This window comes from Flammeovirga aprica JL-4 (assembly GCF_012844305.1).
Lineage (GTDB): Bacteria > Bacteroidota > Bacteroidia > Cytophagales > Flammeovirgaceae > Flammeovirga > Flammeovirga aprica.
Genome location: NZ_JABANE010000055.1, coordinates 38,555 through 63,417, shown reverse-complemented (window position 1 = coordinate 63,417; position 24,863 = coordinate 38,555). Strand labels below are relative to the sequence as shown.

Genomic DNA, 24,863 nt, shown 5'->3' with positions numbered 1-24,863 from the left:
ATTCATCACCATGTCAGTGATCAATATATCCAACGATATTTAGATGAATTTCATTTTCGATTTAATAGAAGGGTATATCGGAAAACGATTTTCAAAAAATTAGTGGAACGGATGGTTTCTTCAATTCATGTCACCCAAAAACAGCTTTGTGATTGGGTGACGTAAGTTTATATACCTATTTTTATAAAAACTTTTTTAAGGAGGAGAGGTGGAGTGCACCGTAAATTGCTGAAAAGATTAAGGCTCTGATTGTAAAGCTTGAAAGGGTAAGTCCACTGCCTTCAATGACTATGTATTCTACAAAAAAAGAAAACAATAATAAAAAAAGAACATTAGACATGAACGTATTGACTTGTTGAATCATAAAATAGGGGTTAAGTATAAGTTTGTGATATTGTATAATATACACTTAATAAATTTTGAATCCAAGATAATTAATAAGTAATTCTTTATAGTTTCTTATCATGTACAGCATTTTTTATTGTATTTGAGGTTATTTCTATTAGGTTTTTAGAGGGAATTCAATGTAAAATAAAAACTATTTTTAATGGGAGAATCTTAGTTGATTACAATAAAATTAAAAATCCCCCTCTTATTGTAAAATGTTATAAGAGGGGGATTATTAGAATAGCTTCTTTTTATAAGAAATTCAGATTTCCTAAAACTGAATTGATTTTGAAAAGAACAGCTTGAATACCTGAAATTGATTCAGGGTTATAAGCATAAGCTAGTGTATAGGCGATGAAGATTCCGTAAACACTTAGTAGTAATACAGCTTTCACTTTTGTCATCTTTTTACCGATATAATAGATTAAAAAGGCTGTTACTGTAAGCAGTAACAATAGAACCCTGAACTGCCCTACAATGTCATTATCCTCTGGCTGAATTGGGATGGAAACACCTCCATTGGCAAGAGTGTAAACAAATAATGGGAAACCTAATGCAAAGCAAATATCAAAAATGTTACTGCCAAGCGCGTTGGCTACCGCATCATTATAGTTGCCATTTTTAGCATCTTTGATGGATAAGATTGTATCCGGAACACTCGTTGCCGCCGCTGCGAAAATAATAGCTACAATGAATGAAGAAATTCCAAGCTCGTGCCCTAAACTCTCACATACATAAGCTAGGGAATAACAAGCCGCACCCATAATTAAAACTGCTACAAATAATAATGTACCTGCAATTCTGTTGTCCAGCTCTCTTCCTTTTACAATAAGTGCTTCCAAGTCAAGTGTGAAAATAGCTCTGATAAGGCCATTTCTTGATCCATCATATTCCTCGTCGTCGTCGTCATCATCGTCATCATCACTGTCTTCATCTTTGATTTTGACTTTTTTCAGGATAAAGATATATACCCCGTAAACCAACATAAGGATCAGGCCATGTACCCAAGTAAGTGCTGTACTGTTTAATAATACAATCAGAATAAGTTCTGCTGAAATTAAGAACAATCCATCTCTTAAAATCACTTTAGGGTTGACAATAACGGTTTTACCTAAACTGAAAGCAACAGCAAGGATCACTACTGCTGGAATAATCATGGAGTTGAAAACAGCACTACCGGCCGTTGTTCCTAAACCACCTGCAAATCCTCTTGCATCTTTTAATACAACCAAGAAGAAAAAGGTTGTAAATAACTCTGGCAAAGAACTGCCGACGGCATTAATAGTGGCTCCTTTTACACCACCTTCCATATTTAATTTATCTCCAAAGTAATCTGAAGCTAATTCAAATCCATCGGAGGCTTTCCAAATCATTAAACAAGTCACCAATATGACTATAAGACTCTGAATTATATTGCTGAATATGGAGTTGAATACTGCGAGTTCAACATGAAATATCAGATTCATTACTGAAGGAACAAATAGAAGCATCAGCATTACAGTAATGGCAATACTTTTTATAGGTAAAGTACCCTTTTTGTCTTTCTCGTTGGTTGTGTTTTCTAGTACGTCTTGCATTTCTTTTAATTATTAACCATTTGAACCAAAATCAATCGACCGCCATCTTCATTAGACAGCAGGATTTTAGCGTTGTCTTTTATTTCAACAGGCTTGCCTATTGCTATTTTTGTTGGATTTTTACTATCCGTCATATCCATAAGATTATCAAGTTTTTGATTGACCAGAAGCCATTTGTTCTGGTGAAAAACAAAATACCCTACGGGATCTTTTTTTGTATCGTCTAATTTCTCATTGGGGAAAATTTTTCTATTTACATGCCATTGATATAAGTACTGATTATTATAGACCATCAAGCGGTAATTATCAGGTCTGAAATTATTATTTCCTCTGGAAGAGTAAAAATTGAGTACAGGTAGCATGCCCTTGTATTCTGTTTGACAGTAAGGGCATTTTGGTTTCGTTTTATTATCAAAAACAAACCATTTGTGCGAACATTTCGGATTCTGGCAAGGTTGAAGTAAATCAACGGTCTTGACCAGTGCATGTTCCCATTCGTCGGCAGTAGGCCTTGCTAGTGGATCCTGTAGCCCATCAATGAAAGCTCTGTCAAAAAGTTCTTTCAAAAATGGCCCGCTGATGCTGTAAGGCAGGGCATCGACATCTGCATAAGGCAAATAGCTTTTCTTAATCTGTGAAAGATCAGGTCTATTGGACTTATCAGTGGGATGTTCTACAAATAATGCGTGACTTCCCATTGTTTTTTCCTCATCAATGGTAGGGTCTTCATCATGTATTTTTCTACCTCTCAAAGGATGTCTGTAGAATAAATACATATAGATCAGTACCGCTAGTGCATGCCTGTCTGTATGAATAGAAGGAAGCTTGCGGTTAGGATCTGTAAGTTCCAGGTGTTTGGTCATGATCACCTCAGGGGCAATGAAGTCCGGTGTACCCATCACATCAGGAGGGAATTTACCCGGCACTACCAATCCGTCTATATCAATGATACAAGCGTTCATGCCCACGGGATCGACCAGTACGTTTTTATACGATAAATCAGAGTGGGCCAATCCTGCCGCGTGCATTCTTCTTACAGCTCTGCTGATCAGTAAAGAGATTCTTAGGTAGCTCAAGAAGTTTCCTTTCTCTCTATCGTCCAAAAATCGATTTTGATGACTGGCAGAAGCAAACCATTTTCCTTCTTTTTCTTTTCCTTTGATCTGCAACATATCATCATTCACAGATCCATGCTCAAAAAAGAAGTGCTTTTCAAAGGCTGGTGCTACAACTCCCCATAACCCTTTGTACTCTACAATATCATAGGGCCAGCAGTAAAGCTGATTCCAGTACTTGCCTCCAGCTTGTTCAAAAATATTTTTACGGTAAACTTTTACAATGGTCTCTAAACGTTCTTTGGCTTGTATATCTAATTTCGTTCTGAAAAAACCAATAACATAGGATTTATCAGGACTGAAATACACATCCTTCATCGTTCCGGAGCCAATTATTTTATCTATATATTCATAAGACTTTCCAGAGAATATAGAGCTGACTTGTATTTTACTCATAATACTGGATTGATTAGCTTAAAATTGAAATAGTTCTATCATCATGATGTCCTTTTGATGGAAAACCTAGCCAATCAATCATGGATGATTTGAACTCTTCCTCTTCACTTTTACTTAACACAGCGTCATTCAAGTCATTCCAAAGTGATTCCCATTTCTCTCCATCTTTTAAGCCTTCATCGGTCTCGAAATAAGGATCAGAAATACCATCTGTCATCAAAATAATGGCTGTTGGTTTTTCTTTATAACAATTCAGGCTGATTCTCTTTTCAAACCCTTCCTGGAAAATACTTGACATCGTAAGGAAACGAGTTTGTCCAGCGTATTCACCTCCGTCAGGTTCTCCCAATGTTTCGAATTTATCATTGGTATAAACACAAATCACACCGTCGCCAATCCATGTAGACAGCACAATAGTTCCAAATTCAAATTCCTTGCTTAAAGTAAAGAGCAGTGTAGTGGAAAAGTCTTTTAATTCCTGTTGTTTATCTTCAGCAAAACCTTTTACTACTTTATAGGATTCGTAACTAGTCTGACTTAAGAAAGTATATACTTGTTGACTTAATGTTCTTCCTAAGTTTTCTTTCTCTTCGTCTTCCTGTTCCGTTTTAGAATAATAAGCAACTAAATTTTCTTCTAAGGATTTAAAGTCGTCTCCAGACAAGTAATCTTCAACACCTTGCTTCAGCGTTTCGCAAGCAATTTTGGAACCTTGTCTAGAATATTTAGCAGAACCTGCACCATCGGCAACTGCTTGAAGCGTCCATTGTGATTCTTCAAAAACGAAATTGATAAAATGATCATCTCTAAATGAACCTATATGCGCATGTGATCTGCCTCGGATAGATGCTCCAATGATTTTATGTTTTTCAGTGGAAATAACCTCTGCATAAGTGTTATCTTTTTGGTAAGGGGCATTTTCGTCAGTAGGAAGATTTTTCCATAAAGAATTAGGATCAGGGTTGATTGTGATAAGTACCTCTTTGTTTAACTCAGGATATTTCTCATCATCATTTTCCCCTAATTTATAGCATAAAGTACCAATAAAATCGCCGGCACTTTTTGGTGTACCTGAAATTTCACCGGTTTCAATATTAAATTCCAATCCTTCCACTTTAGAAGACAAGGACAGTTCAAGAATAAAGAATTGTTCCTTACCTATGAGTTCCGCAGTAATTTTATCAGAATAGGCCTTGCCTACCATTCCGTTGTCTAATAAAATCTGAGTGTTGTCTTCTTCTTTCGTTCTGATTTTTGCCATATCTTCCTGTGTCTTATTCGTGTTTGCTTTTTTAAGTTTGATAGGGATTTTTTCAGTTTGCTTTTCTTCGATTTCTGTATTTAAATCTATCTCAACTTCTTCAGGAAAAAGTTCTTTCAGTTCTGAGATGATTGATTCTAATTGTTGAATTTTCTGTTGGATTAAAGTACCCTTTTCCATATTAACCAATTGTTCTTTCAATGTCTATATCTCCATTACCTCTGCCGAAATAAGAGGTGTTATGACACCAAGGGCAGGTTTGTTCTATGTTTTCAGGATCTGCACAAAAGATGGAACCGCATGAGCAAATAGCAACAGCAATCTGATTTCCACAGCAAGGACAAGAAGGGAAGTTTCTTAATTCCGCTGTATTGACATGTTGATTGATATTGATATTTTGTGAAAGCGATCTAAACTCATCCAGATTTATTTTGAAAGCCCCTTCTAGTGAAAAGCCAGTGACCATAAAGCCGAAGTCATTAAAGGCATTTGAGTTTTCCTTGTACTTGTTATACTTTATGATATAACCGCTGTGTGTGTTCTGACATTTACCTAATAACGTTACCGTATTTTGATCTACATTTGGTCGGTTGCCTTTGCTCAGATCAATTTTCTCTACATCGTCCAGATCATTGATTTGTCTGATATCCAGATCGTCATCATTAGAACTGTCTATTTTCACACTATGTGTTTTAATGGAATCTGTGATCCATTTGAAAAAAGAAGTAAACGCTTTAGGGTCTGTAGTGTTGAAGTCGAACACATTTTCAGAGATTCTCTCTAATAACCTTGAGTCGATATTATTACCAATACTTACAACAACTGTATTTATTTTGCTCTTATAGTTGAGTTCCCATTTCTGCAAATACTTGTCGTATTTGTCAGTGGGTACTCCATCTGTGAAAATATATACAATTGGTTTCCAGTCGCCTCTAAAAGTGGAACTTCTTTTTACCGTATTTTTATCCAGTTCATTCATCAGCAGATTCATCCCTTCTCCTAATGAAGTTCCAGAGCCAATAGGCAATACTGGAGGATAATAAACGGCAAGTTCTTCTAAAGGAACTAGGACCTTCGCTTTTCCAGCAAAGACAATCACTTCAAGGTAAACTGTCTCTAAAGCATAAGGGTCACTTTTTAATGATTTAACGATGCTTGCTAAACCCGACTGAACGCTTTCAATTGGAGAACCGATCATTGATTCAGAAACATCCAGCAAAAAATAGATTGGTAATTTCCTCATTAGTTATTTGTCTAGATTACTATATTCACTTCACTAGGCGGTGGAGGTAGCTCCATTTCATTAGATGTCACGCCAGCACTTCTGCTTCCTTGCTGTACTGTAGAAGAAACCCATTTGAAATATTGCTGGAAGGTAGAACTGTCTGTGTTTTCCAGCATGGCCACATTATCTGTGATCTCTTGCAGGAACTCTGCTTTTGCTTTAGGACCGGCACCACAGGCTACGATATTGCCAAAACTTTTCGCCTTAATCTTAGGCACCTCTTCTCTGAATACCATCAAATCAGAAGGCTTTCCATCTGTCATAATAAACAACAAAGGGGCCCAGTCACCTTTTTGAGAAGGTGTTGATTTAATAATATCCGTATTGAATCTTTTATTCAGAAAAGCCAAAGCTTCACCTAAATGAGTAGGCCCTGAATCAGGAGTATCAATATGTGGCACTTGCAACATTGACAGTTCTGTAAGCGGTAAAATTTCCTTTACTTCTCTATCAAATGTAATGATGCTGATATATACAGATTCAAGTGCATTAGGATCTTGTCTTAATGAGGAAACTAATGCTTGAATGCCAACATTCACTGCTTGGATAGGTTCACCTTTCATCGATCCAGAGGTGTCAAGTAAAAGGTAAACCGGTAATCTTCTAATCATATTTTTTTATTTACATCACAATATTCACTTCAGCAGGAGGCGGAGGTAGTTCTGAAACCCCTCCAAGCTCTAACCCCGAAGTTTCTATTTTAGTACTTGAAACTGATATAGATGCTGACACCCATTTGAAAAATGACTGCACACTTCCAGAGTCTAAAGTGTCTAATTTTACAACATAATCAGTAATTTGTTTCAGACTGTTGACATCAGCATGAGGACCAGCGGCACAGCCTATTACAATACCACATTTTTTGGATTTGAATTTTGAAAGGCTCATCGTAATGTCATCCGTAGGAAGTCCGTCGGTCATAATAAAGACCAATGGCTTCCAGTCTCCCTTTTGAGTAGGGGATGACCTGATTACTTCTTCATCAATTTTTTCAGACACTAAATCCAACGCCGCACCTAATGCCGTCTGACCTCTTGCTTCAAGAACGGGCTCTTGAAAATCAGTCAGTTCGGTAAGAGGAACCACTTGCTGTGCTTGATGATTGAAAGTAATGATACTCAAGTAAGCCGTTTCCAACGCATAAGGGTCCTGTCTCAAACCTGTGACTAGCGTTTTCAAACCATTTTTCACAGCTTCAATCGGGTCTCCCATCATTGATGTTGAAACATCCAAGAGCAGGTATACTGGCAATTTCCTCATAAGTGAAACCTATTTTACTAGATTGATACAAGATGGAGGTTTCGGTAAATCATCAATGCCGCTTGCCTCAACTCCTGAAGTTTCTACTTTTGTACTGCTCACTCCAATTGAAGAAGAAACCCATTTGAAAAATTCTACAATCGATGCTTCATCAGCCGTATTGAGTTTTACAACATTGGGCGTGATTTCCTGTAAGACAGAAGTATTGGCACCGTCACCAGCGGCACAAGCTACAACTACACCCCATTTTTTAGATTCGAAAATAGACAGTCCGTTTCTCCAGTTGTCCGTAGGTTCACCATCTGTCATGATAAAAACAAGCGGTTTCCAGTCCCCTTTTTGAGTAGGAGATGATTTAGTGACTTCCAGTTCAGACTTAACAGCCACAAGCTCTAATCCTTCACCTAAAGAAGTCATTCCAGATACTGCTAATTGGGGAGTTTGAAAATCCATTAGTTCTGTCAAAGGAACCAATGTTTCCGCATTGGTGCTGAAAGTGACCAGTGATAAGTATACAGTCTCTAATGCATGTGGATTTTTTCTTAATTCGCTCACTAAGAATTCTACTCCACTTTGAACGCCTTGTATAGGGCCTCCTTGCATTGAGTAGGATACATCTACTAAAATATATACTGGTAATCTTCTCATAATTCTTTCTTAAATTCTTTTCTTTTTGGGTACTGAAGTTGTGGCATTGCTATAAAGTCAACTTCTGTATTAGATTTAGTTGTTTATAGTGTTACTGGTTTTATGGAATGCTGTCTTATCAATAATTCCTCATTTATGGCATCTATTTGATAGTACTAAGCCTATCAAAAAAATCTATGGAAAATTTAAAGTGAGCAATAACTGTTGTGTATGAATCTTTTGATGTGCTTTACAATAACGTAGAACTATTTAAAGGTCTAGCGTAAAATACAGTTTGGAGAAAATACTCTAATTACACAGTTTTAGACATTCACACTTTACCTTGAGGGGTTTATTTTTCTTTTTCACATTTGCGGTACAAATAGGAGGCAGTGATACTTATATTGGTTAATAGCATTCTTTATCACCTAGTACTTAGAGCATGTTTCAAGCATGTTCTTATAAATACCAAATCAAAATTAATAATGACTAATCTTGATTTGGTATTTTAAGTACTAGGACAAAAGAAATGGAACTATAATTACGTGCACCATAATTTCAATTATGGGTCTACGAAACACTCGATTACTTTTGTCTTAGTACTTAATAGGTTGTTGAATCACTCAACTATTTTGCATATTGAGTTAGAATTCTTCCAATCGTTTCACCGATATGCGCATCAGTAGTAGGATCACCGATTGCTTGGAATTTCCACTCTGCGTTATGTCTATATAGTTTGCCCATAACCATAGCTCTATGATGTGAATAACGGCCATCCGATACAACATCATAAGTAGCTTGAATTTGCTTTACTCTTGTAGGAGTACCTTCGTACATTCTGATTTTTGCAAAAGGAATTTGAGCAAAATCTTCTTTTCCTACATTGTTCAAGAAGAAGAAAATTTGTTGAATTTCTGAAGATACTTTAGATAAGTCCACAGTGATTACTTCATTGTCCAATCCATCATCACCACCGATGTCACCTTCCATATCATCACCACTGTGCTTTAGAGCATAGTCGCGAGAAGCTAATTTACCTTTTGGTAAACCTACTTGATTTAAGAAGCGAGAATTGTACTCAGGAGAATAAATATGATCTACAACATCTCCGTTGCCATTAAGCATCAATACACTTAAGTCAAGATCAACATTGATGACTTTTTTTCTTTCGACTTCTTTTTGTCCGAAGCCTAAGAAGCCACCTTCCATTACTTTAACGTATGCTTCAATTGCACCCCAGTTTGCACCTACACAAAAGCTTGTTAGTGTCTCACCTGATTGTTTTCTAAGGCTGATTTTTTGCCCTTTTACTAGTTTTACTGCCATCTTGATTTTTATTCTTCAGCTTCAAAAATTTCATTAGTATACTTTTCTCCTAATACTTTAAGAGAAGATGAAACGTCATACCCGTTTCCAATAGCTTGATATTTCCAAACTCCACCATGTCTGTAAAGCTTGGCAAATTCAACTCCTGTAGCAGTAGAACAGTCCTCACTTAAGTCGAAAACATACATTACCTCGTCCGTTTTTGCATTGATCAAACGAATACGGGCGTCGTTTACTTGTCCGAAGTTTTGATTTCTTGTTTTAGCTTCATAGATCGTTGCCACAAAAACTATGGATTGGATTTGAGGGCTCACTTTGGTTAAATCTATAGAAATAATTTCATCATCATCACCATCTGTAGCACCACCTGACTGATCATCATCAGCACCTTCTACGGCACCATCTGGAGAAAATTTATTTCCATAAAAAATCATCCAATCTGCACTTGGAGCTTTTTCGGTTTCGTCTAGCATAAAACATGATGCGTCTAAGTCGAACTCAGCACCAATTGCAATATTTGGGTCCCATCCTAATCCGATTTTGACATGGGTAAGGCCTACTTCTACTCGTTGGCCTTTTCTTAAATTTACTGGCATTTTATATGAAGTTTAAGTTGTTAAAATTAATAGCTTACTAAAAACACGATACTTAACAAATATAATATAATTAAAGGTTGACTGGATGGTGATTTATGTCACTATTCTTCAGCGTCGAATTCTTCGTTTGTATACTTTTCACCCAATACTTTTAATGGAGAATATACATCATATCCGTTGCCAATGGCTTGGTATTTCCATTTGCCGTTATGTCTGTATAATCTTGCAAATTCTACCCCTGTAGCGATAGAGCAATCTTCGCTCAAGTCAAAAATATAAACAGGATCTTCGTTGTTTCCGTTGAGTAATCTAATCCTTGCATCAGTGACCTGACCGAAATTCTGACTTCTTGTTTTAGCTTCGTAAATAGTGGCTACAAATACAATCTGATTGATTTTTGGATCAACACGATTTAAATCTACAGTGATAATTTCATCATCATCACCATCTGTAGCACCGCCTGTTAGATCATCATCAGCACCTTCCACAGCACCGTCAGGAGAATATTTATTTCCATAAAAGATCATCCAGTCTGCGTTTGGCGTTTTTCCTGTTTCGTCAAGCATAAAACATGATACATCTAGATCAAAATCATCTCCAATAGATTCATTCGGGTCCCAGCCGAGCCCAATTTTCACTTTCTCTAATGAAACTTCTACTCTTTGACCTTTTCTTAAATTGACTGCCATATTTGTGTTTGTTGATATTTAATTAATCAGTGTTGAAATTTTTGTAATTCAGATACTGTATTTAAATGTTTTTTTTAGAAAAAAAATCTTAGTAATCACATAGTTTACGCTATCAAATAAAATAAGTAATTCAAAAAGCTCATAGTATATAAAGCTATTTTAACAATTATTATATAAGACGAGGTAAAGATGAAAATACTATGTGATTTTTTTATTAGATGTGATAATAAACAGTGAAAACCCCATTAAGGGAGTGTTATTTTTTCGACTTAGAAATATATAAGAAAAAAAGCCCCTTCTTACTGCAGAAAATGCTACAAGAAGGGGTTTTATTGATAATGTGATTTTGGAACAGTTAATAGTAGATAGATCTCTCTACTCTATCTAATTGTACGACTTATTACACAAATGAAGAATTGTAAATAAATAAAGCCGTACACTTAACTATCTTTTATATTAGAAAGTAGGTTTTATGAGGTTAGTAAGTTCCAAAATATTGATGTGAGTTTTATTAAGAGCCCTTACTGATTATGAAGTAAAGGCTCTTGGGATTTATGTTTGGATCAAAGCTGATTATTGTCTTGAAGCTTTGTATTCGATATCATTCTCTAATGATTCAGATACGTTTAAGTTTGTAACTTTGAAATCATCAGCATCACCGTTGTAAGTGTTGTCCACGTGCTCTAATGTTACATCATGCTCGATAGAAACACCTGTAGGGAAACCTTTCACGATAACGTTTTCCATAGTTACTTTAGAACCTACACGGATTTTGAAACCTTGTGAATCAGAACCATTCTCTTCAGCAATCACTGTGATGTTCTTCAGAGTAGGGTGAGAGTAAGGAGTTGCCTCATGGTTTTGTGAGTTATTGTCACCTTCGAAACCACGGTCACAACCTTCTGCTACGTGAGCATAAGCATTTTCTAAAGTACCAGTCCAACCTTCAGTCCAGTCAAATTGATCATCTTTGTTGTCTGTAGAAACTAAGAAAGAAGCATTCATAGTTCCACCGAACCATTCAAATCCGTCGTCATCACCTTTGTGAGCTTGTAAGTGGTGGCACTCAGTTTGGTTACCAACACCATTAAATGTGAAGCCGTTGTGCTCTTTGTCTGTAGTGATCTCATTACCACCAAACTCTAAACGGATGTATGATAATGAACCAGAGTCATCATTTGGTTGGTCACCACCGTACCATAAATCTTCACCATTGATACCAGTACCAACTTCTGGATGTGCTTTACCACCTTCTACGTTGATAGGAGCATATCCATTGATGATAATACCACCCCATGAACCAGGAGTTTTATCTTGAGAAGTGAATACAATCATATTCTCAGCAGTACCGTTTGCTTCAATTTTACTACCTTGTTCAACCATTAAGTAAGCTACATCCTCACCTTCAAGGTCAACAACTTTTACACCTGGCTCGATAGTCAAAGTAGCTCCCTCTCTTACGTGAACGCCACCTGCTAAAATCCAAGTAGAGTTTTCTTCTAGTGTTAGATCATAATTGATGTTTCTTGGAAGAGTTCCGTCTGCATTGTCTGCAGTTACATCAGAAACGTCAGTACCTGGGTAATTCACATCTACGGCCCAATCACCTGGAGTCCATCCTGTAGCTGTACCATCGATAGCGATTGGCTGTTGCTCTGTTAATTTCGCTGCAAGGATTTCTCCATCACTTTGTGAAGGTCCTTCAGTAGTTTCGTCGTTGTTGTTACAAGCGACAAGAACAGAAGCTAACATTGAGATAGCTGCGAATTTTTGTACTAAGTTTTTCATTTGATTGAAAGGTTTTAGAAAAAATGAATTGAAAATTGATTTTAATTAGAATGTGCAAGAAATACCTACACCCAGCTCCATACCCAGTTTATAGGATGAAACTTGCTTTGTTGTACCACCTTCGAATTTTTGATAACGTTCGATAGATGGATTTAATAAGTTTTTAGCTGATACATTAAAGCTTAATGCATCCTTGATTTTATTTCTTACGATAAGGTCTAATGTACCGAATGATTTCTCATAAATATCACCAGCTCCCATTGCTCCAGCAGCAAATATTCTGTCACCAAATGTGGTATAAGTTAAGGTGAAGATGGAGTTGATATTTCCATTATTCCAGTCTTGTTGATAACCTACGTTGGCATTGACAATGTAAGGAGATGCCCCTTGTAAAGCTCTTTGTCTGTTGGTCACAATCGTGTTGATATCATCAGCAATTGTCATTTGAGAGTACATAAAAGTACCGTTCATACCAATTGTGGTATTTCTTAAAGCTTCAGAACCGTTGTTGATGATAGAACCTAATGATTTTTCAAATTCAATTTCAATACCTGCTACTGTTGCAGTACCGATATTGTCGAAAGAATAAACGTTACCGGCAGATGGTCTAGCTACTTTCTCAATTGGATTATCCAAGTATTTACCAAATAAACCTACTGAGAATAATTCTCCTGAATTAGGGAAGATCTCGTATTTCAAATCCACGTTGTAATTCTGAGCATTTTTCAAGTTAGGGTTACCAATAATGGCTTCTCCACCAACTACAGTCTGATATTCAAAAGGAATCAGCTCTCTCATACCAGGTCTTGTAATTGTTTTACTTGCAGCGAACCTCATATTTGATCTTTCATCCAAAGAATATTTCAAGTTGAAAGAAGGTAAGAATTCTACTGATTCATAAGCGTCCTCTCTGTATGGATCAGCAATCAAATCACCTTGCATTTTGTATTTTACATACTGCTCACCAATTTCAGTTCTCACACCCACATTCATTTTTAATTTGTTTGGCATGATATCATAATCATATCCAGTGTAGAAGGAGTGAACATCCATTTTAGCTTGGAAATAATTATTAGGGATCGTAAAAGGAGAGTAGAAGATCGTTTCGTTTTGAATCCACTCATTGATTCTTGCATTTGGGTCTTCAGAATTAATTCCTCTCACCACAGCACTGCTTGATCTAATGTTCGTCTGGAACCATTCGAACTCTCTATTTTTTGATTTCATCTGATATCCAAACCTCAAAGTGCTTCTAAAGCCATCGTTTGCATTATCAAAAGCGCCAAGACCAATGGATACGTCTGTTCTAGCAGCGTATTCTACCTCGTTCATTTCACCCCAGTAACGGTGATTGTCAAATGCATTTCTTGAGAATAAGTTCACCTCTTTACCATCAACAGATTTATCAGAGAATAATAATTGTCTTCGGTCAGGTTCTTGTGAGACAGTTGCCGTTCTTGAAACACCCCATGTAAAGTGTAATCGGTCATTTTCCATGAACTTGTGATCACCTGAGAACTGATTTACGAAGATTGTATTTTGTAGGTAAGTGTTTCTTCTAGCAAATAATGTTTCTGTATCTAAGTCGTTATTGTAACCATAGTTCTCATCAACAGAGTTAAAAGATTCATTGACAACAATATTATTCAGTTTAAACTTATGCTTATTATTCACCTCGAAGGTTAGGTTCAGTAATGCAGAAGTATTGGTAGAGTAGATCCATTCTTCACGGTCATAATCTACATAAGGAGTAGCTTGTGCATTATATGCAGCAAAACGACCGTCTCTATATTCATATTTGTTACTGTGAGCTAACGACCCAATAATACCAAATACGCTTTCATCACCAATATCCCAAGATTTCCCGCCAGAAGCATTCAATCCAATATTCAAAGGAGCATTGCTCGTAGTTGGGGACCATGATGTATTATAAGCGCCAGGTTCACCGTTTGGAGTGATAGTCGGTACGCCTCCTTCAGGTCTTTGTCTAGCATTTCCATTAAAACCTAAAGCTTCATATTGTCCATCATTATGCGTTTTAAATTCATTGAATGTAGCCAAAGTATTGTAAGCTCCTGAGATGCCAATTGTAAAGAAAGCGTCATCAGGGTAATCTTTTAAAGTGATATCAATGTTTGCTCCAGCAAAGTCTCCGTACAATTCTGGAGTTGCTGTTTTTGATACACCAATATTTTTTACTAAATCAGTAGGGAAGATTGATAATGGGATAACTTTTAAATCAGGATTGGTAGATGGAACAGGCAGTCCATTCATAGTGGCGATATTATAACGGTCTCCTAAACCTCTTACATAAAGTCCTTTGCCTCTCACTTTAGCAACACCAGTCATTTTTGTCATAGCACCTTCTACATCAGAAACACCCTTGACAGACATTTCTTCAGCACCAATAGACTCAATCATGACATCTGCGTTTTTACGTTGTACCATCAAAGCCTCAGCACTTTCAGTATTGGCTTTTGCAACAATCTCAACAGCGTCAAGTTCTTGTGCATCTACTTCTAAAGTAAATTTTAATTGATGGTTTTGGCCTGCAACTACATTGAGAGATTGAGAGATGGTTTTATAACCAATAAAAGTTGCAAGAATTTCTTTTTGTCCAGCTTCAGCAAGAAAAGAGAACTGTCCATAAATGTCAGTAGAAGCACCAGTGTTTGTTCCTTTTATAATCACACTTGCTCCAATAATTTCTTCACCTGTATCAGCATCAAGCACAGTACCAGAGATTGTACCTTTTTGTGCCCAAGATGTCAGTCCAATTGAAGTTAAAAAAATCAGGAATAAAAATTTCTTCATTTGTTAATCGGTTTTATTTACGTCTGCAAAAGTAGACGAAATAGATCTCTCCGATTTATACCAAAAATGAAGCTTTTATGAATTGAAAAAATTGTGTATGATGTTAATGTTAATCTGTTAAATCATTGTGATTGTGGTTGTTGTTAATTTATATAATGAATGTGAAACCTAAAAATAACTAAATCCACATAACAAAGATTACATGGGTTTAGCTGTTTTATCTATCTTATTTTACATTCTCAAATACAACGATATCCTTACTTAAAGCTTGACTAATGTTGCCATTTTCATCTTTAAACCTCACCCAAACATATTGTCTTCCTCTTCCTGCTAAAGTCCATTCAACTTCAGGTTTATAATTAATCCATTGTGCAGAAGAAAAATCATTTGAATTAGATAATTGCATTTCAACAGTATCATCCGTCACTTTCGTTTTTACAGTAACTGTCAAGGACTCTGTACCTGTTGCGCGGTCATTGAATTCCATATGATGTAAAATAGGGTGGCTGGTATCTAATATGATAGATGCAGAAATAGGTTCTGAAACTGTACCTGCTTGATTTTTTACTTTAAAATAGACTTTGGCCTCTCCATCTTGGTTATTGATTTTCCATTTTTTTGTACGTCTGAATGGCTCCCATGTAGAAGGAGATGCAAAGCTGTAATCATTACAGATAATCATTTCTGTAGCGTTTTCAGCATTGAGTTTCAGATTTACTTCAAGGCTATTGGTAGATACCTCATTATCATTGATGCTGATTTCAGTAGCCATTGGAACTGTTCTGTCCAAAATAATTTGTCCTCTTGTTTCAAAGGATTCATTACCTGCGTAATCATAGAACTTGGCATAAATTGTTTTTTCTCCATCTCCTTCAGTGAGTAACCACCTTACTCTTGAGCGGTAATGCGTCCAATAACCGTCAGAAAAATCAGGATTGTTAGAAATCACCATAAAGTCAGCTCCCATACAAATAGGGTTCAAAATGACTTCTCTATTGCTAGCTCTTGTATAGTGCTGTCCTTTATCTATAATCAATTGAGGCTGAGAAGGAGGATCTCTATCCCAAACAATATCTTTTTTGATAATACGAGTGACGTTGTCATGGTCATCTTTAAACTGAATAAAAATTCTCTTCTTGCCTTCGTCACCCATTAGAGGGTAGTTATATTCTTCATCATAAGGAAGCCATTCTGCGCCTATCCAGTAAGGGTGGTCAGAAATTCTCATATAATAAGCTGAATCTGCTTTAAACTCCATGTCCAGTGCTACATCTCTGATAAATGTAAACTGACTAGGTACCGCAATTTGTTCTGGTAAATCAGGTACATTGATGTTGACATGAAGATCCTGAGGAGAAGTGGCGTCAAAATAAAGCTTTTCTACCAATGGCTCCGAAATGTTGCCGGCAAAATCTTTAAAACGAACATATAAAGTTCTGTAGCCAATTGGTCCGCCTTTCACACTCATACCATAAAAGAATGGCAGTTCTGTATAAGGCATCCAAGAAGCAGTGTAGAAGGTAGAATCTTCTGTGATTTGCATGGCCACTGCTGTTTCTGATTTTACCTGAGCAATGTAATCCTTTGTATAGTAAATACGAGATTCTGTAGGTAATACTTTTAATTCAATGGAGGAGTTGAACGGAGGTGTTTTATCCCAATTGATTTTATCACTTACAGTTTGGCTGATGGTTTCTGTTTCAGATTTAAATTTTGCATAAAGTGTTTTTATTCCATCTGGCTCTTTGAGATGATAAATTACTTTATTGGTATATTCTTGCCATTCTGAATTCTCCAGAAGTTCATCATCACCAATTTTCATGTGAGTAGCATTGAGACAGAACAGGCTTAATTCTACTTTGCCATCTAGTCTTGTATTATATTCTTTATTATTATCTATTGAAATTCTAGGGCTCAAAGGCCTTACTTCTTTGAAAATAGAGTCAGCATAGATTTCAGATACATTTCTTGCACGGTCTCTAAACTGTGCTTTCAATACTCTATACCCCGCTTGATTACCAATAAAAACATCAAAAGGAACTGTCGAAAATTCTCTCCAGTGTGCATTTTCAAAGTTTTCGGCAAGTGCTACCTTCATCATTAAAGCATCTTTCGCTTTAACTCTAGCTCTTATTTTATTGTCAGTTGTTTTTCCGTCTCCAAATACCTGAACCATTCCATTGGTGGGAGAATCTTTATCGTAGCGGATTTTTGTCATAATAGGTCGAGACTGGTTTTTTGCTCTATCTCTATATTTTACCCACACTTCACGATCTCCGGTTTCTCCTTCAGCTAAAGTCCACATTTTCACTTTAGAAAAAGGTTCCCATTCGCCTGCTGTATGAAACGCCTTGTCATTAGAAAGTCGCATTTCAACAGCATCAGTAGCATGCAATTGCAAACTTACGTTGGTTGATTTTGTATATTCATCGCCATTGTTAATCGCTATTCTTGGATTAATAGGAGGCTTTGTATCAATGTAGATTGCTGTATTAATTAAACCAGATTCATTACCTGCTTTATCCCTGAATCGGATGTATACTCTTTTATAACCTTCATACACATCATCTTCCATCAACCAGTCTTCCATGTAATCTCTGTATCTTCTCCATTTCTGACCATAAAAGTTAAGGCTATTACTGACTTTCATATACTCAGCACCTTTTGCTCTCATTTCAAGGGCCACCTGTCTGTTATGAGAATTGACATACATAATTCCTGTTTCTTCATCTACAACAGCATAATCGGCAACAATATCAATAGATTGTGGGATTGGTGCTTTTGTATCTAGTTTGATGTGGTCAACATATACTTTTGTTTCATTTCCAGCATCATCTTTAAATTTCACATAGATTTTTTTGATGCCATCACCAGAAGGAAGCAACCACGAATTCAAGTGTTTTCGGAAAGGTCTCCAGTCTGCTTTATTAAAAATGCCTGTATTACTGATGTTCATCCACGTTGCTTCCTCGCACTTGAAGTCAATCTCAACGCTTCTATATTTAGTATAATTACCTCTTGAGAAATTGACTCTTCCTCTGTAAGGTGGTTTTGTATCTAAATGAATAAAACCAACAAAAGTATCTGTAGTAACTCCAGTTTTTAATCTGAATTTTAAGAAGACTTCTTTTGCTCCATCACCTTCTGAAAGCGTCCAGAAATAAGTATTTTGATAACCAATCCACTCACAATCACTGAAATCGAAGTTTTCACTGATTTTCATTTTGTAAGCTTCAGGGATATTGATATTGAGTTGAATCTCTCTTTTGTTTGTTAGTTCGCCTTCTTCAATGTTTACACCTACCTGTGCAAGGGAGTTGTACTGAAAGAACAGCGAGAGGAATAGAAAAGAAAAAATATATTTAAGTTGAAACTTCATGACAATCTGTAAAATTTAATAAGGCCTACTGCAAATATTGGGCAAGAACTTTTCTTTTCTTCCAAATCACCTTAACACCAAGGTAAAATTAACTTGGGGTACTTCTTGATTATAGTTCTGAGATGACAGTTTTTGTAACTTCTAACTACACATTTTTACTGTATTCTCTTTAAAAAAAGACAACGTCTATGAAGAAATGATTCCTGCTTCACGCAAAGTAGGCTAAAAAGAAAATCCAAAACTTCAGATCATTTAATGATGCAATAGCTTAAGTACTAAAAAAGAACGTGTTTTTCCAGTACGGTTATTTAACGTGAAGTCTCAAACTGCTCTATAGCTTAAATCTTAACGCTGCAGCTGCTATAGAAATTGTACTTGAGTTTCCAGAAAGTGAGAAGTAAGAAAGCACATCATGTGTGGATACACCTACTTCGTAGAAACCTTTTCTAGCTGAGTAGGTAATTCCAATTGGAAATTTGAAGGTGTCGTTATTACCTCCGACATTAAATCCAGTAGAGAAAGATAATGTCTTGAATGGTTTGAAGTCGCCACCTATAGCATAAAGTGGTTTCTGTAAGTTACCAGGAGCATCATTTTGAGGCATTATAACGTCTACACCTACATGTACTAATCTGAAGAACTCATAACTAGCACCAATTCTAATTGTTGTAGGAAGTTCTACTCTTTGACTACCATCTAAGATTTCCCATTGTAATGGGTTATTACTTCCGGCTAACTGCACAGTACCTTCGTTTTGTACAAAGATATTGTAGTTATCAACGCCTTGTCCTTTCACAGCACCTAAAGTCACGTCATCTACAGAGTATACTTGACCTGTCCAATTCATTTCTCCATAATCATTGAGCGCAATACCGATTTTAAGATTTCTCTTGATGACAAATGTAAATCCCAAATCAAAACCGAAACCACTACCTGCTGGTTTTGGAGTGACTAGCTTTTGTGATAAAGGACGGTCATCAAATGAAGGGTCGCTTAATCCATCTACTAAAACGTCAATTGGATTCACAAAAGAAGATGAGAATACAGGACTTTGGAATTCTCCATTTTGATTCACGTCGAAATCCATAATCAATAAACCTTGTAAATATCTTGCTCCTACACCACCATAGATAGACAAATCATAAGTTTCTAGCAGTTGCACACCGTATGATATATTGAATTCACGAATCCAAGTGGATTTCATTTTTGTACCGTCCAGCAAAGTTGAAAAAGGCTGTGCATCATCCATGTTTTCAAACGTACCACTTACCACCTGATTCAGTTGATCCTCTGATAAGTTGCCAGTTCCGTTGTGTCTAGGGTTGTCAATGATATCCCCATTAGCCATAATAAGTTTTGGGAAGTAGCTACTTGCAGACCCCATAAAAAGAAGTTCGGCCGTAAAACGGTTTGTCGTTGTATAATTGCTTACTCGGTCTCTAACACTAAAAGCTATACCACCCAATTTCTTAGGCATCGTCCAGCTGAAGCCAAACAACATTAAGTTGGCATTTACAGAAGTAGCTTTATCTGTAAATTTATTGATGGCTTCTTCTCTTTGTGCCAGGTTAAAACGATCTGTTCTGAAATCAGTCATCGCTCCCAAAAGCTCATTTGTATTAATAGCTTCAGAACTAAAGGCCACATTTCCTTCTAGTAAACCAAAAGTAAATTTAGGGTCTCTGTAATTTTTTCTGATAGCAATATTGGCAGGGTTAATACCGATAGCTTGGTAGTCTGACACGAAAGTTGTCCCTACACCGCCACGTCCTGTTACAGAGTAAACACTTCCTTCACCTTGAGCAAAGAGATGATTGGAAAACAGCAGTAATACACCGAGAGTAAGCGATGAAAATATACGTTTATTATAAGCTTTCATAAAAGTCTGAAGATAGTTTTTTGGCCTATTTAATAATAGAAAGTACCAAGATGACTGCGAACAGTAGTGTTAAGAAACGTAAATATAAGTAATCGAGCAATAATTTTTAAAGAAATATGAAAATAAGTCTAGATTTCTTAACTTAAATTAGTTGCCGAATATGGTGAAATTTTTGGTAATAAAGTTTTACTTTTGAAAGATAGAGTAAATTCTAAGATTACTGCTATTGCTATCTTCCCGTATCTATATTAAAAAGAATCATCTAATATGAATAAAAGAAAAAAGTTTGTTGTTTTTATTAGCCTTAGTTTTCTAACGCTTTTTTTCTTTTCTTTTTCAAGTAACAAGGTCAGCAACCATTACTTTGAAATAGCAAAGAATATGAAAATATTCGCCCAATTATATCAAGAAGTTAATACCTATTATGTGGATGATGTGAACCCATCAGAGATGATGACTACTGGTATTGAAGCAATGCTGGCTACACTAGATCCATACACTAATTATATTCCTGAAGATAAAATTGAAGATTACCGTACAATGACCACCGGTGAATATGGCGGTTTGGGTGTTGTAGTGGGAAATAGAAATGGAAATATTACTGTTTTACTTCCTAATGAAGGATATCCTGCCTATGAAGCCGGTTTACAGATTGGTGATATCATAGAAAAAGTAGACGGGGAAGATATGAAGGGGAAAGGAACGGAAGAAATCAGCAAATACTTGAAAGGTCAGGCAGGAAGTCAGGTGGTATTGACCATCAAAAGATATGGAAAAGAGGAGCCTTTCGATGTTCCTGTAAAGAGAGAGAAGATTCAAATTAACAACGTTCCTTATTATGGAATGGTAACAGATGATATTGGATTAATTCAATTGACAGACTTTACTAGAAATGCAAGTCAGGAAGTGGGTGATGCTTTATCAGAACTGAAAGACAGAGGGGCTGCAAAAGTAATTCTTGATTTGAGAGGCAACCCAGGTGGTCTATTGAATGAGGCAGTGAATATTGTCAATTTGTTTGTTCCTAAAGGTTCTGATGTAGTGTATACAAAAGGACGAATTGAGGATTGGAATAAGACTTATAAAGCCATGAACGCACCTTTGGATACTGAAATTCCAATGGCTGTTTTAATTAATGGAGGAAGTGCTTCAGCGGCAGAGATTGTTTCTGGTTCAATTCAAGATTATGACAGAGGAGTTTTATTAGGCTCAAGATCATTCGGTAAAGGTTTGGTGCAAGCTACTCGTCCGTTGGATTATAATTCAAGATTGAAGGTAACGGTAGCGAAGTACTACATTCCAAGCGGAAGATGTATTCAGGCTATTGATTACAGCCACAGAAATGAAGATGGTGAAGCGATTGTAGTAGCAGATTCTTTGAGAGAAAAATTCACTACAGCCAATGGAAGAGAGGTGTTAGACGGAGGTGGAGTAGCTCCAGATATTAAAGTGAAGCCATTCAACTTTGCACAGATTTCAATTAGCTTAATATTAAAAGGATTGATTTTCGATTATGCTACAAAATATCATCATGAGCATGAGTCGATTGCTACGGCGAGAGATTTTAAGATTTCTGATGAAGAGTTTGATGCATTTGTTGCTTGGTTGAAAGACAAAGATTACGGTTATCAAACAAAAGTGGAAGTTTCTGTGGAAGAGCTTGAAGAAAGTGCGAAGGCCGATAAATATTATGATGATATTCAAGAGGAAATTGAAACACTGAAAAAGAAAATCTATCACAATAAAGAATCTGATGTGATTAAGTTCAAGTCAGAAATTAAAGATGTTTTACAAGCTGAAATCTGTAAAAGATATTATTTAGAGGCTGGTGAGATTGAATCTACTTTCAATGCTGATGTAGATGTGATAGAGGCAGTGAAAGTACTGAATGATACGGAGAGATATCAGAAGATTTTGACATCGAACTAAAAAAATATTCATATTGAAAGAAAGGTTATCAGAAATGATAGCCTTTTTTTATGCTCATAGCTTTAAAGTTTTTGAATACCTGCTTATATTCGATTTGATTATTATTTTTTGATAAAAACTATACTCTTGCTCAGTGCTGATATTGCATTAGTACTTTAATACAAATAGCTATGTTCGCAAACAATCATATTATTGACAGTATCATTGAGTTATTTAGTTACTCCTTTATTATTGGAGGTAAAAGCTTTACGCCAATTTCTATTTTTGAAATTTTTATACTTTTTGTACTGGTTTTTTACCTTTCAAAAAAGATAAGAGATATTCTTGTAGACAAAATTTTGTTGAAATACCATGTTAGTGAGTCTTTAAGTTATAATATTGGAAAACTTGTGAGATATGCCTCTACTATTATTGGTAGTGCTATAATTATTCAGAGTACGGGTATTGATTTAAGTTCCTTGCATGTATTAATAGCTTCTCTGGGCGTGGGTATTGGCTTTGGTTTACAAACTATTGCGGATAACTTTTTATCTGGTATTATTATTCTTTTTGAACAACCAATCAAAGTAGGAGATATGGTAGAAGTGGGTGATGTTAGAGGAAGGATAGTTGAAATCTCTTCAAGGTCTTCGACCATCACTACGAATGATAATATTACAGTGATTGTACCTAATTCACACTTTATTTCTAACAATGTGATCAACTGGAGTTATAATGAGAAAAAAGTAAGATTGAGAATTCCGATTGGGGTTTCTTATAAAGAAGATCCGGAAAGAATCGCTAAAATTGCAGAAGAAGAGGCATTGGAAGTTCATGGTATTCTAAAACATCCAAAACCGGAACTGATTTTTACAGAATGGGGAGATAGTTCCATCAATTTCACACTTAATATATGGACAGTACATTATTACTCACAACCAGATTTATTGAAAAGTAAAGTGTACTATGCATTATTCAAACGCTTCAATGCGGAGAATATTGAGATTCCTTTCCCTCAAAGGGACTTGAACCTTAGAGGTGGATGGGATAAATTAGAATCAAGTAAAAGTTAGAGGTTATACAAAAATAATAATTATCTGATAGTCTTTAATCATATTTTGATAGTCTTTGAAAATTGTTTGCCGTTCAACAAAGTAAAGTAATTTAAAAAAAGCAATCAATTCTAATATGAAAAAGATACTTCTATTTATCAATTTGATCGTATTCTCATCTTTCAATATTTATGCTCAAACAGCAAGTACTACATCCATTGCAAAAAGCTTAGGGTTATTCGTTTTTCCATCAGACGGGCAAGATCAAGCAACTTTAGATGCTGATGAAATGGCTTGCTATAAATGGGCGATCGAACAAACTGGGTATGACCCAATGAATCCTACAAAGGTAGAGGCAAAACAGGCTGATACTTCTGCTGATGGTTCAATGGTTGTTGGAGCAGCAGGTGGTGCGGCGGCAGGAGCGGCTATTGGAGCCATTGCAGGTGATGCAGGAAAAGGAGCTGCTATTGGTTCTGTTGTTGGAGGTCTGAAAGGAAGAAGGGCTAAAGTGTATGGCGACGCAGCAGAACAAGCTCATAATAATGAGGCGGCGGCTCAACAGGAAAAGGCATTAAAAGAAAATTTCAATAAAGCATTTACGGCTTGTATGAGTGGTAAAGGATATACTGTTCAATAAGGTAGCTGGTAAAATAAAAATAAGGAGGGAAGAGTGCAGAGTTTAATGCATTCTTCCCTCATTTTTTATATTTTCTGGAATCTGAAGGTAGCCACTGCTGGAGTAACTTCTGTACCGTTTCCTAAAGGAGCTGAAGTAATTTTGAATATATTGACTCTAGGGTTTGATGGAGCATTAGGTGATGCGAATGTTGTACCATCATCAGTGCCGGAATCATAATGAGTTGGGTTGATTGTGATATCATCAATCCATTCGTTGTTTGCATAAAGGTTTAAACTTTCTACCGCCACAAACCAATCTGGACTTGGAGCAATCATGGAAACTAAACTTACATAACTATGGTCACTGCTTACTGTGATTTCAAATTCAATTTTTGAAGTACCAGACGAAAGACCTCCTTCACTAATGAGCAGGTTGGCACTTCCAGAAGAAATAACATCTAGTATTTCTGTAGTAAGTGGCGATTTTCCACCTGTTTCAGCCATAACTTTAATGCCTTCAGTAGCCAATGTATTTTCTTTAAATAAACTAGTATCGGCATTATGAGCCATTCCAATCACTCCAGAAAAATGGGAGTTGCTTGGATAATCTGTAGGGTGGGAACTAGCGGTCCATGTACCTTGATATGTAACTTTATAAGTGGCTGTAATTGGATCATCTCCTGCAGGAGGCAACATAGTATCATCACTACTGGAACAACTAAACAGAATACCAATGAGTAACAGTGAAATAGTGTGTAGGTTTTTCATAATTTATTCTTAGAGCAATTTAAATTTTTGTTGAAACAAATATACTTCTTTATCAACCAATAAGGTGTGAAGAAGTTCACATTTTCAAAAAAACTTTTTATTCTATTGCTACTTAAGATAAATACTAGAATTAGT

Annotated in this window: 18 protein-coding genes; 3 read left to right on the top strand and 15 right to left on the bottom strand. The window is 36.2% G+C overall.

Annotated features, from left to right (window positions below; genetic code table 11):
* Nucleotides 1–638 precede the first annotated feature (638 nt).
* The 14 genes from HHU12_RS19275 to HHU12_RS19210 all read right to left on the bottom strand — a co-directional run bounded on the left by HHU12_RS19275 (nt 639) and on the right by HHU12_RS19210 (nt 20,379).
* Nucleotides 639–1,964, bottom strand: a complete 1,326-nt coding sequence (locus HHU12_RS19275; RefSeq protein WP_205959933.1) for a sodium:calcium antiporter — start codon at nt 1,962–1,964, stop codon at nt 639–641.
* A gap of 5 nt (nt 1,965–1,969) precedes the next feature.
* A complete protein-coding gene (locus tag HHU12_RS19270) occupies nt 1,970–3,475 on the bottom strand; it encodes a helix-hairpin-helix domain-containing protein (RefSeq protein ID WP_169658366.1) in 1,506 nt (501 codons plus the stop codon).
* A 13-nt stretch (nt 3,476–3,488) separates the two neighbouring features.
* Nucleotides 3,489–4,916: a PP2C family serine/threonine-protein phosphatase gene (locus HHU12_RS19265; RefSeq protein WP_169658365.1), complete on the bottom strand. Its 1,428-nt coding sequence runs from the start codon at nt 4,914–4,916 to the stop codon at nt 3,489–3,491.
* A gap of 1 nt (nt 4,917) precedes the next feature.
* Nucleotides 4,918–5,979: a TerY-C metal binding domain-containing protein gene (locus HHU12_RS19260; protein ID WP_169658364.1), complete on the bottom strand. Its 1,062-nt coding sequence runs from the start codon at nt 5,977–5,979 to the stop codon at nt 4,918–4,920.
* Nucleotides 5,980–5,990: 11 nt separating this feature from the next.
* Nucleotides 5,991–6,632: a vWA domain-containing protein gene (locus HHU12_RS19255; RefSeq protein ID WP_205959932.1), complete on the bottom strand. Its 642-nt coding sequence runs from the start codon at nt 6,630–6,632 to the stop codon at nt 5,991–5,993.
* A 10-nt stretch (nt 6,633–6,642) separates the two neighbouring features.
* Complete coding sequence (locus HHU12_RS19250) at nt 6,643–7,281, bottom strand: vWA domain-containing protein (protein WP_169658363.1); 639 nt, start codon at nt 7,279–7,281, stop codon at nt 6,643–6,645.
* 9 nt (nt 7,282–7,290) lie between these two features.
* Nucleotides 7,291–7,929 carry a vWA domain-containing protein gene (locus tag HHU12_RS19245; protein ID WP_169658362.1) on the bottom strand — a complete coding sequence of 213 codons (639 nt, stop codon included), beginning with the start codon at nt 7,927–7,929 and terminating at the stop codon, nt 7,291–7,293.
* 606 nt (nt 7,930–8,535) lie between these two features.
* Nucleotides 8,536–9,234: a TerD family protein gene (locus HHU12_RS19240; RefSeq protein WP_169658361.1), complete on the bottom strand. Its 699-nt coding sequence runs from the start codon at nt 9,232–9,234 to the stop codon at nt 8,536–8,538.
* Nucleotides 9,235–9,242: 8 nt separating this feature from the next.
* A complete protein-coding gene (locus HHU12_RS19235) occupies nt 9,243–9,830 on the bottom strand; it encodes a TerD family protein (RefSeq protein WP_169658360.1) in 588 nt (195 codons plus the stop codon).
* A 101-nt stretch (nt 9,831–9,931) separates the two neighbouring features.
* On the bottom strand, nt 9,932–10,519 hold the full coding sequence (locus HHU12_RS19230; protein ID WP_169658359.1) for a TerD family protein: 588 nt from the start codon (nt 10,517–10,519) through the stop codon (nt 9,932–9,934).
* Nucleotides 10,520–11,092: 573 nt separating this feature from the next.
* Nucleotides 11,093–12,307 carry a hypothetical protein gene (locus tag HHU12_RS19225; RefSeq protein WP_169658358.1) on the bottom strand — a complete coding sequence of 405 codons (1,215 nt, stop codon included), beginning with the start codon at nt 12,305–12,307 and terminating at the stop codon, nt 11,093–11,095.
* A gap of 45 nt (nt 12,308–12,352) precedes the next feature.
* The gene (locus HHU12_RS19220) at nt 12,353–15,121 is read right to left on the bottom strand and encodes a TonB-dependent receptor (RefSeq protein ID WP_169658357.1); all 2,769 of its coding nucleotides are present in this window, start codon (nt 15,119–15,121) and stop codon (nt 12,353–12,355) included.
* A 226-nt stretch (nt 15,122–15,347) separates the two neighbouring features.
* A complete protein-coding gene (locus HHU12_RS19215) occupies nt 15,348–18,500 on the bottom strand; it encodes a hypothetical protein (RefSeq protein WP_169658356.1) in 3,153 nt (1,050 codons plus the stop codon).
* 331 nt (nt 18,501–18,831) lie between these two features.
* Complete coding sequence (locus HHU12_RS19210; protein ID WP_169658355.1) at nt 18,832–20,379, bottom strand: DUF5723 family protein; 1,548 nt, start codon at nt 20,377–20,379, stop codon at nt 18,832–18,834.
* A 381-nt stretch (nt 20,380–20,760) separates the two neighbouring features.
* Between HHU12_RS19210 and HHU12_RS19205 the strand changes: the two genes are divergently transcribed.
* From HHU12_RS19205 to HHU12_RS19195, 3 genes are all read left to right on the top strand, one after another.
* The gene (locus tag HHU12_RS19205) at nt 20,761–22,308 is read left to right on the top strand and encodes a S41 family peptidase (protein ID WP_317170510.1); all 1,548 of its coding nucleotides are present in this window, start codon (nt 20,761–20,763) and stop codon (nt 22,306–22,308) included.
* A 170-nt stretch (nt 22,309–22,478) separates the two neighbouring features.
* On the top strand, nt 22,479–23,360 hold the full coding sequence (locus HHU12_RS19200) for a mechanosensitive ion channel family protein (protein ID WP_169658353.1): 882 nt from the start codon (nt 22,479–22,481) through the stop codon (nt 23,358–23,360).
* Between the two features lie 115 nt (nt 23,361–23,475).
* On the top strand, nt 23,476–23,979 hold the full coding sequence (locus HHU12_RS19195; RefSeq protein WP_169658352.1) for a glycine zipper family protein: 504 nt from the start codon (nt 23,476–23,478) through the stop codon (nt 23,977–23,979).
* A gap of 65 nt (nt 23,980–24,044) precedes the next feature.
* Here HHU12_RS19195 and HHU12_RS19190 read toward each other — a convergent pair whose 3' ends face one another.
* Nucleotides 24,045–24,728, bottom strand: a complete 684-nt coding sequence (locus HHU12_RS19190; RefSeq protein ID WP_169658351.1) for a spondin domain-containing protein — start codon at nt 24,726–24,728, stop codon at nt 24,045–24,047.
* Between the last annotated feature and the right edge of the window lie 135 nt (nt 24,729–24,863).

Bases quoted from the DNA above. Each gene is read 5' to 3' on its own strand.
- HHU12_RS19260 (WP_169658364.1), bottom strand. From the start codon at position 5,979: ATGAGGAAATTACCAATCTATTTTTTGCTGGATGTTTCTGAATCAATG.
- HHU12_RS19195 (WP_169658352.1), top strand. From the start codon at position 23,476: ATGAAAAAGATACTTCTATTTATCAATTTGATCGTATTCTCATCTTTC.
- HHU12_RS19215 (WP_169658356.1), bottom strand. From the start codon at position 18,500: ATGAAGTTTCAACTTAAATATATTTTTTCTTTTCTATTCCTCTCGCTG.
- HHU12_RS19235 (WP_169658360.1), bottom strand. From the start codon at position 9,830: ATGCCAGTAAATTTAAGAAAAGGCCAACGAGTAGAAGTAGGCCTTACC.
- HHU12_RS19220 (WP_169658357.1), bottom strand. From the start codon at position 15,121: ATGAAGAAATTTTTATTCCTGATTTTTTTAACTTCAATTGGACTGACA.
- HHU12_RS19240 (WP_169658361.1), bottom strand. From the start codon at position 9,234: ATGGCAGTAAAACTAGTAAAAGGGCAAAAAATCAGCCTTAGAAAACAA.
- HHU12_RS19270 (WP_169658366.1), bottom strand. From the start codon at position 3,475: ATGAGTAAAATACAAGTCAGCTCTATATTCTCTGGAAAGTCTTATGAA.
- HHU12_RS19265 (WP_169658365.1), bottom strand. From the start codon at position 4,916: ATGGAAAAGGGTACTTTAATCCAACAGAAAATTCAACAATTAGAATCA.
- HHU12_RS19250 (WP_169658363.1), bottom strand. From the start codon at position 7,281: ATGAGGAAATTGCCAGTATACCTGCTCTTGGATGTTTCAACATCAATG.
- HHU12_RS19200 (WP_169658353.1), top strand. From the start codon at position 22,479: ATGTTCGCAAACAATCATATTATTGACAGTATCATTGAGTTATTTAGT.
- HHU12_RS19210 (WP_169658355.1), bottom strand. From the start codon at position 20,379: ATGAAAGCTTATAATAAACGTATATTTTCATCGCTTACTCTCGGTGTA.
- HHU12_RS19225 (WP_169658358.1), bottom strand. From the start codon at position 12,307: ATGAAAAACTTAGTACAAAAATTCGCAGCTATCTCAATGTTAGCTTCT.
- HHU12_RS19255 (WP_205959932.1), bottom strand. From the start codon at position 6,632: ATGATTAGAAGATTACCGGTTTACCTTTTACTTGACACCTCTGGATCG.
- HHU12_RS19245 (WP_169658362.1), bottom strand. From the start codon at position 7,929: ATGAGAAGATTACCAGTATATATTTTAGTAGATGTATCCTACTCAATG.
- HHU12_RS19205 (WP_317170510.1), top strand. From the start codon at position 20,761: ATGAAAATATTCGCCCAATTATATCAAGAAGTTAATACCTATTATGTG.
- HHU12_RS19190 (WP_169658351.1), bottom strand. From the start codon at position 24,728: ATGAAAAACCTACACACTATTTCACTGTTACTCATTGGTATTCTGTTT.
- HHU12_RS19230 (WP_169658359.1), bottom strand. From the start codon at position 10,519: ATGGCAGTCAATTTAAGAAAAGGTCAAAGAGTAGAAGTTTCATTAGAG.
- HHU12_RS19275 (WP_205959933.1), bottom strand. From the start codon at position 1,964: ATGCAAGACGTACTAGAAAACACAACCAACGAGAAAGACAAAAAGGGT.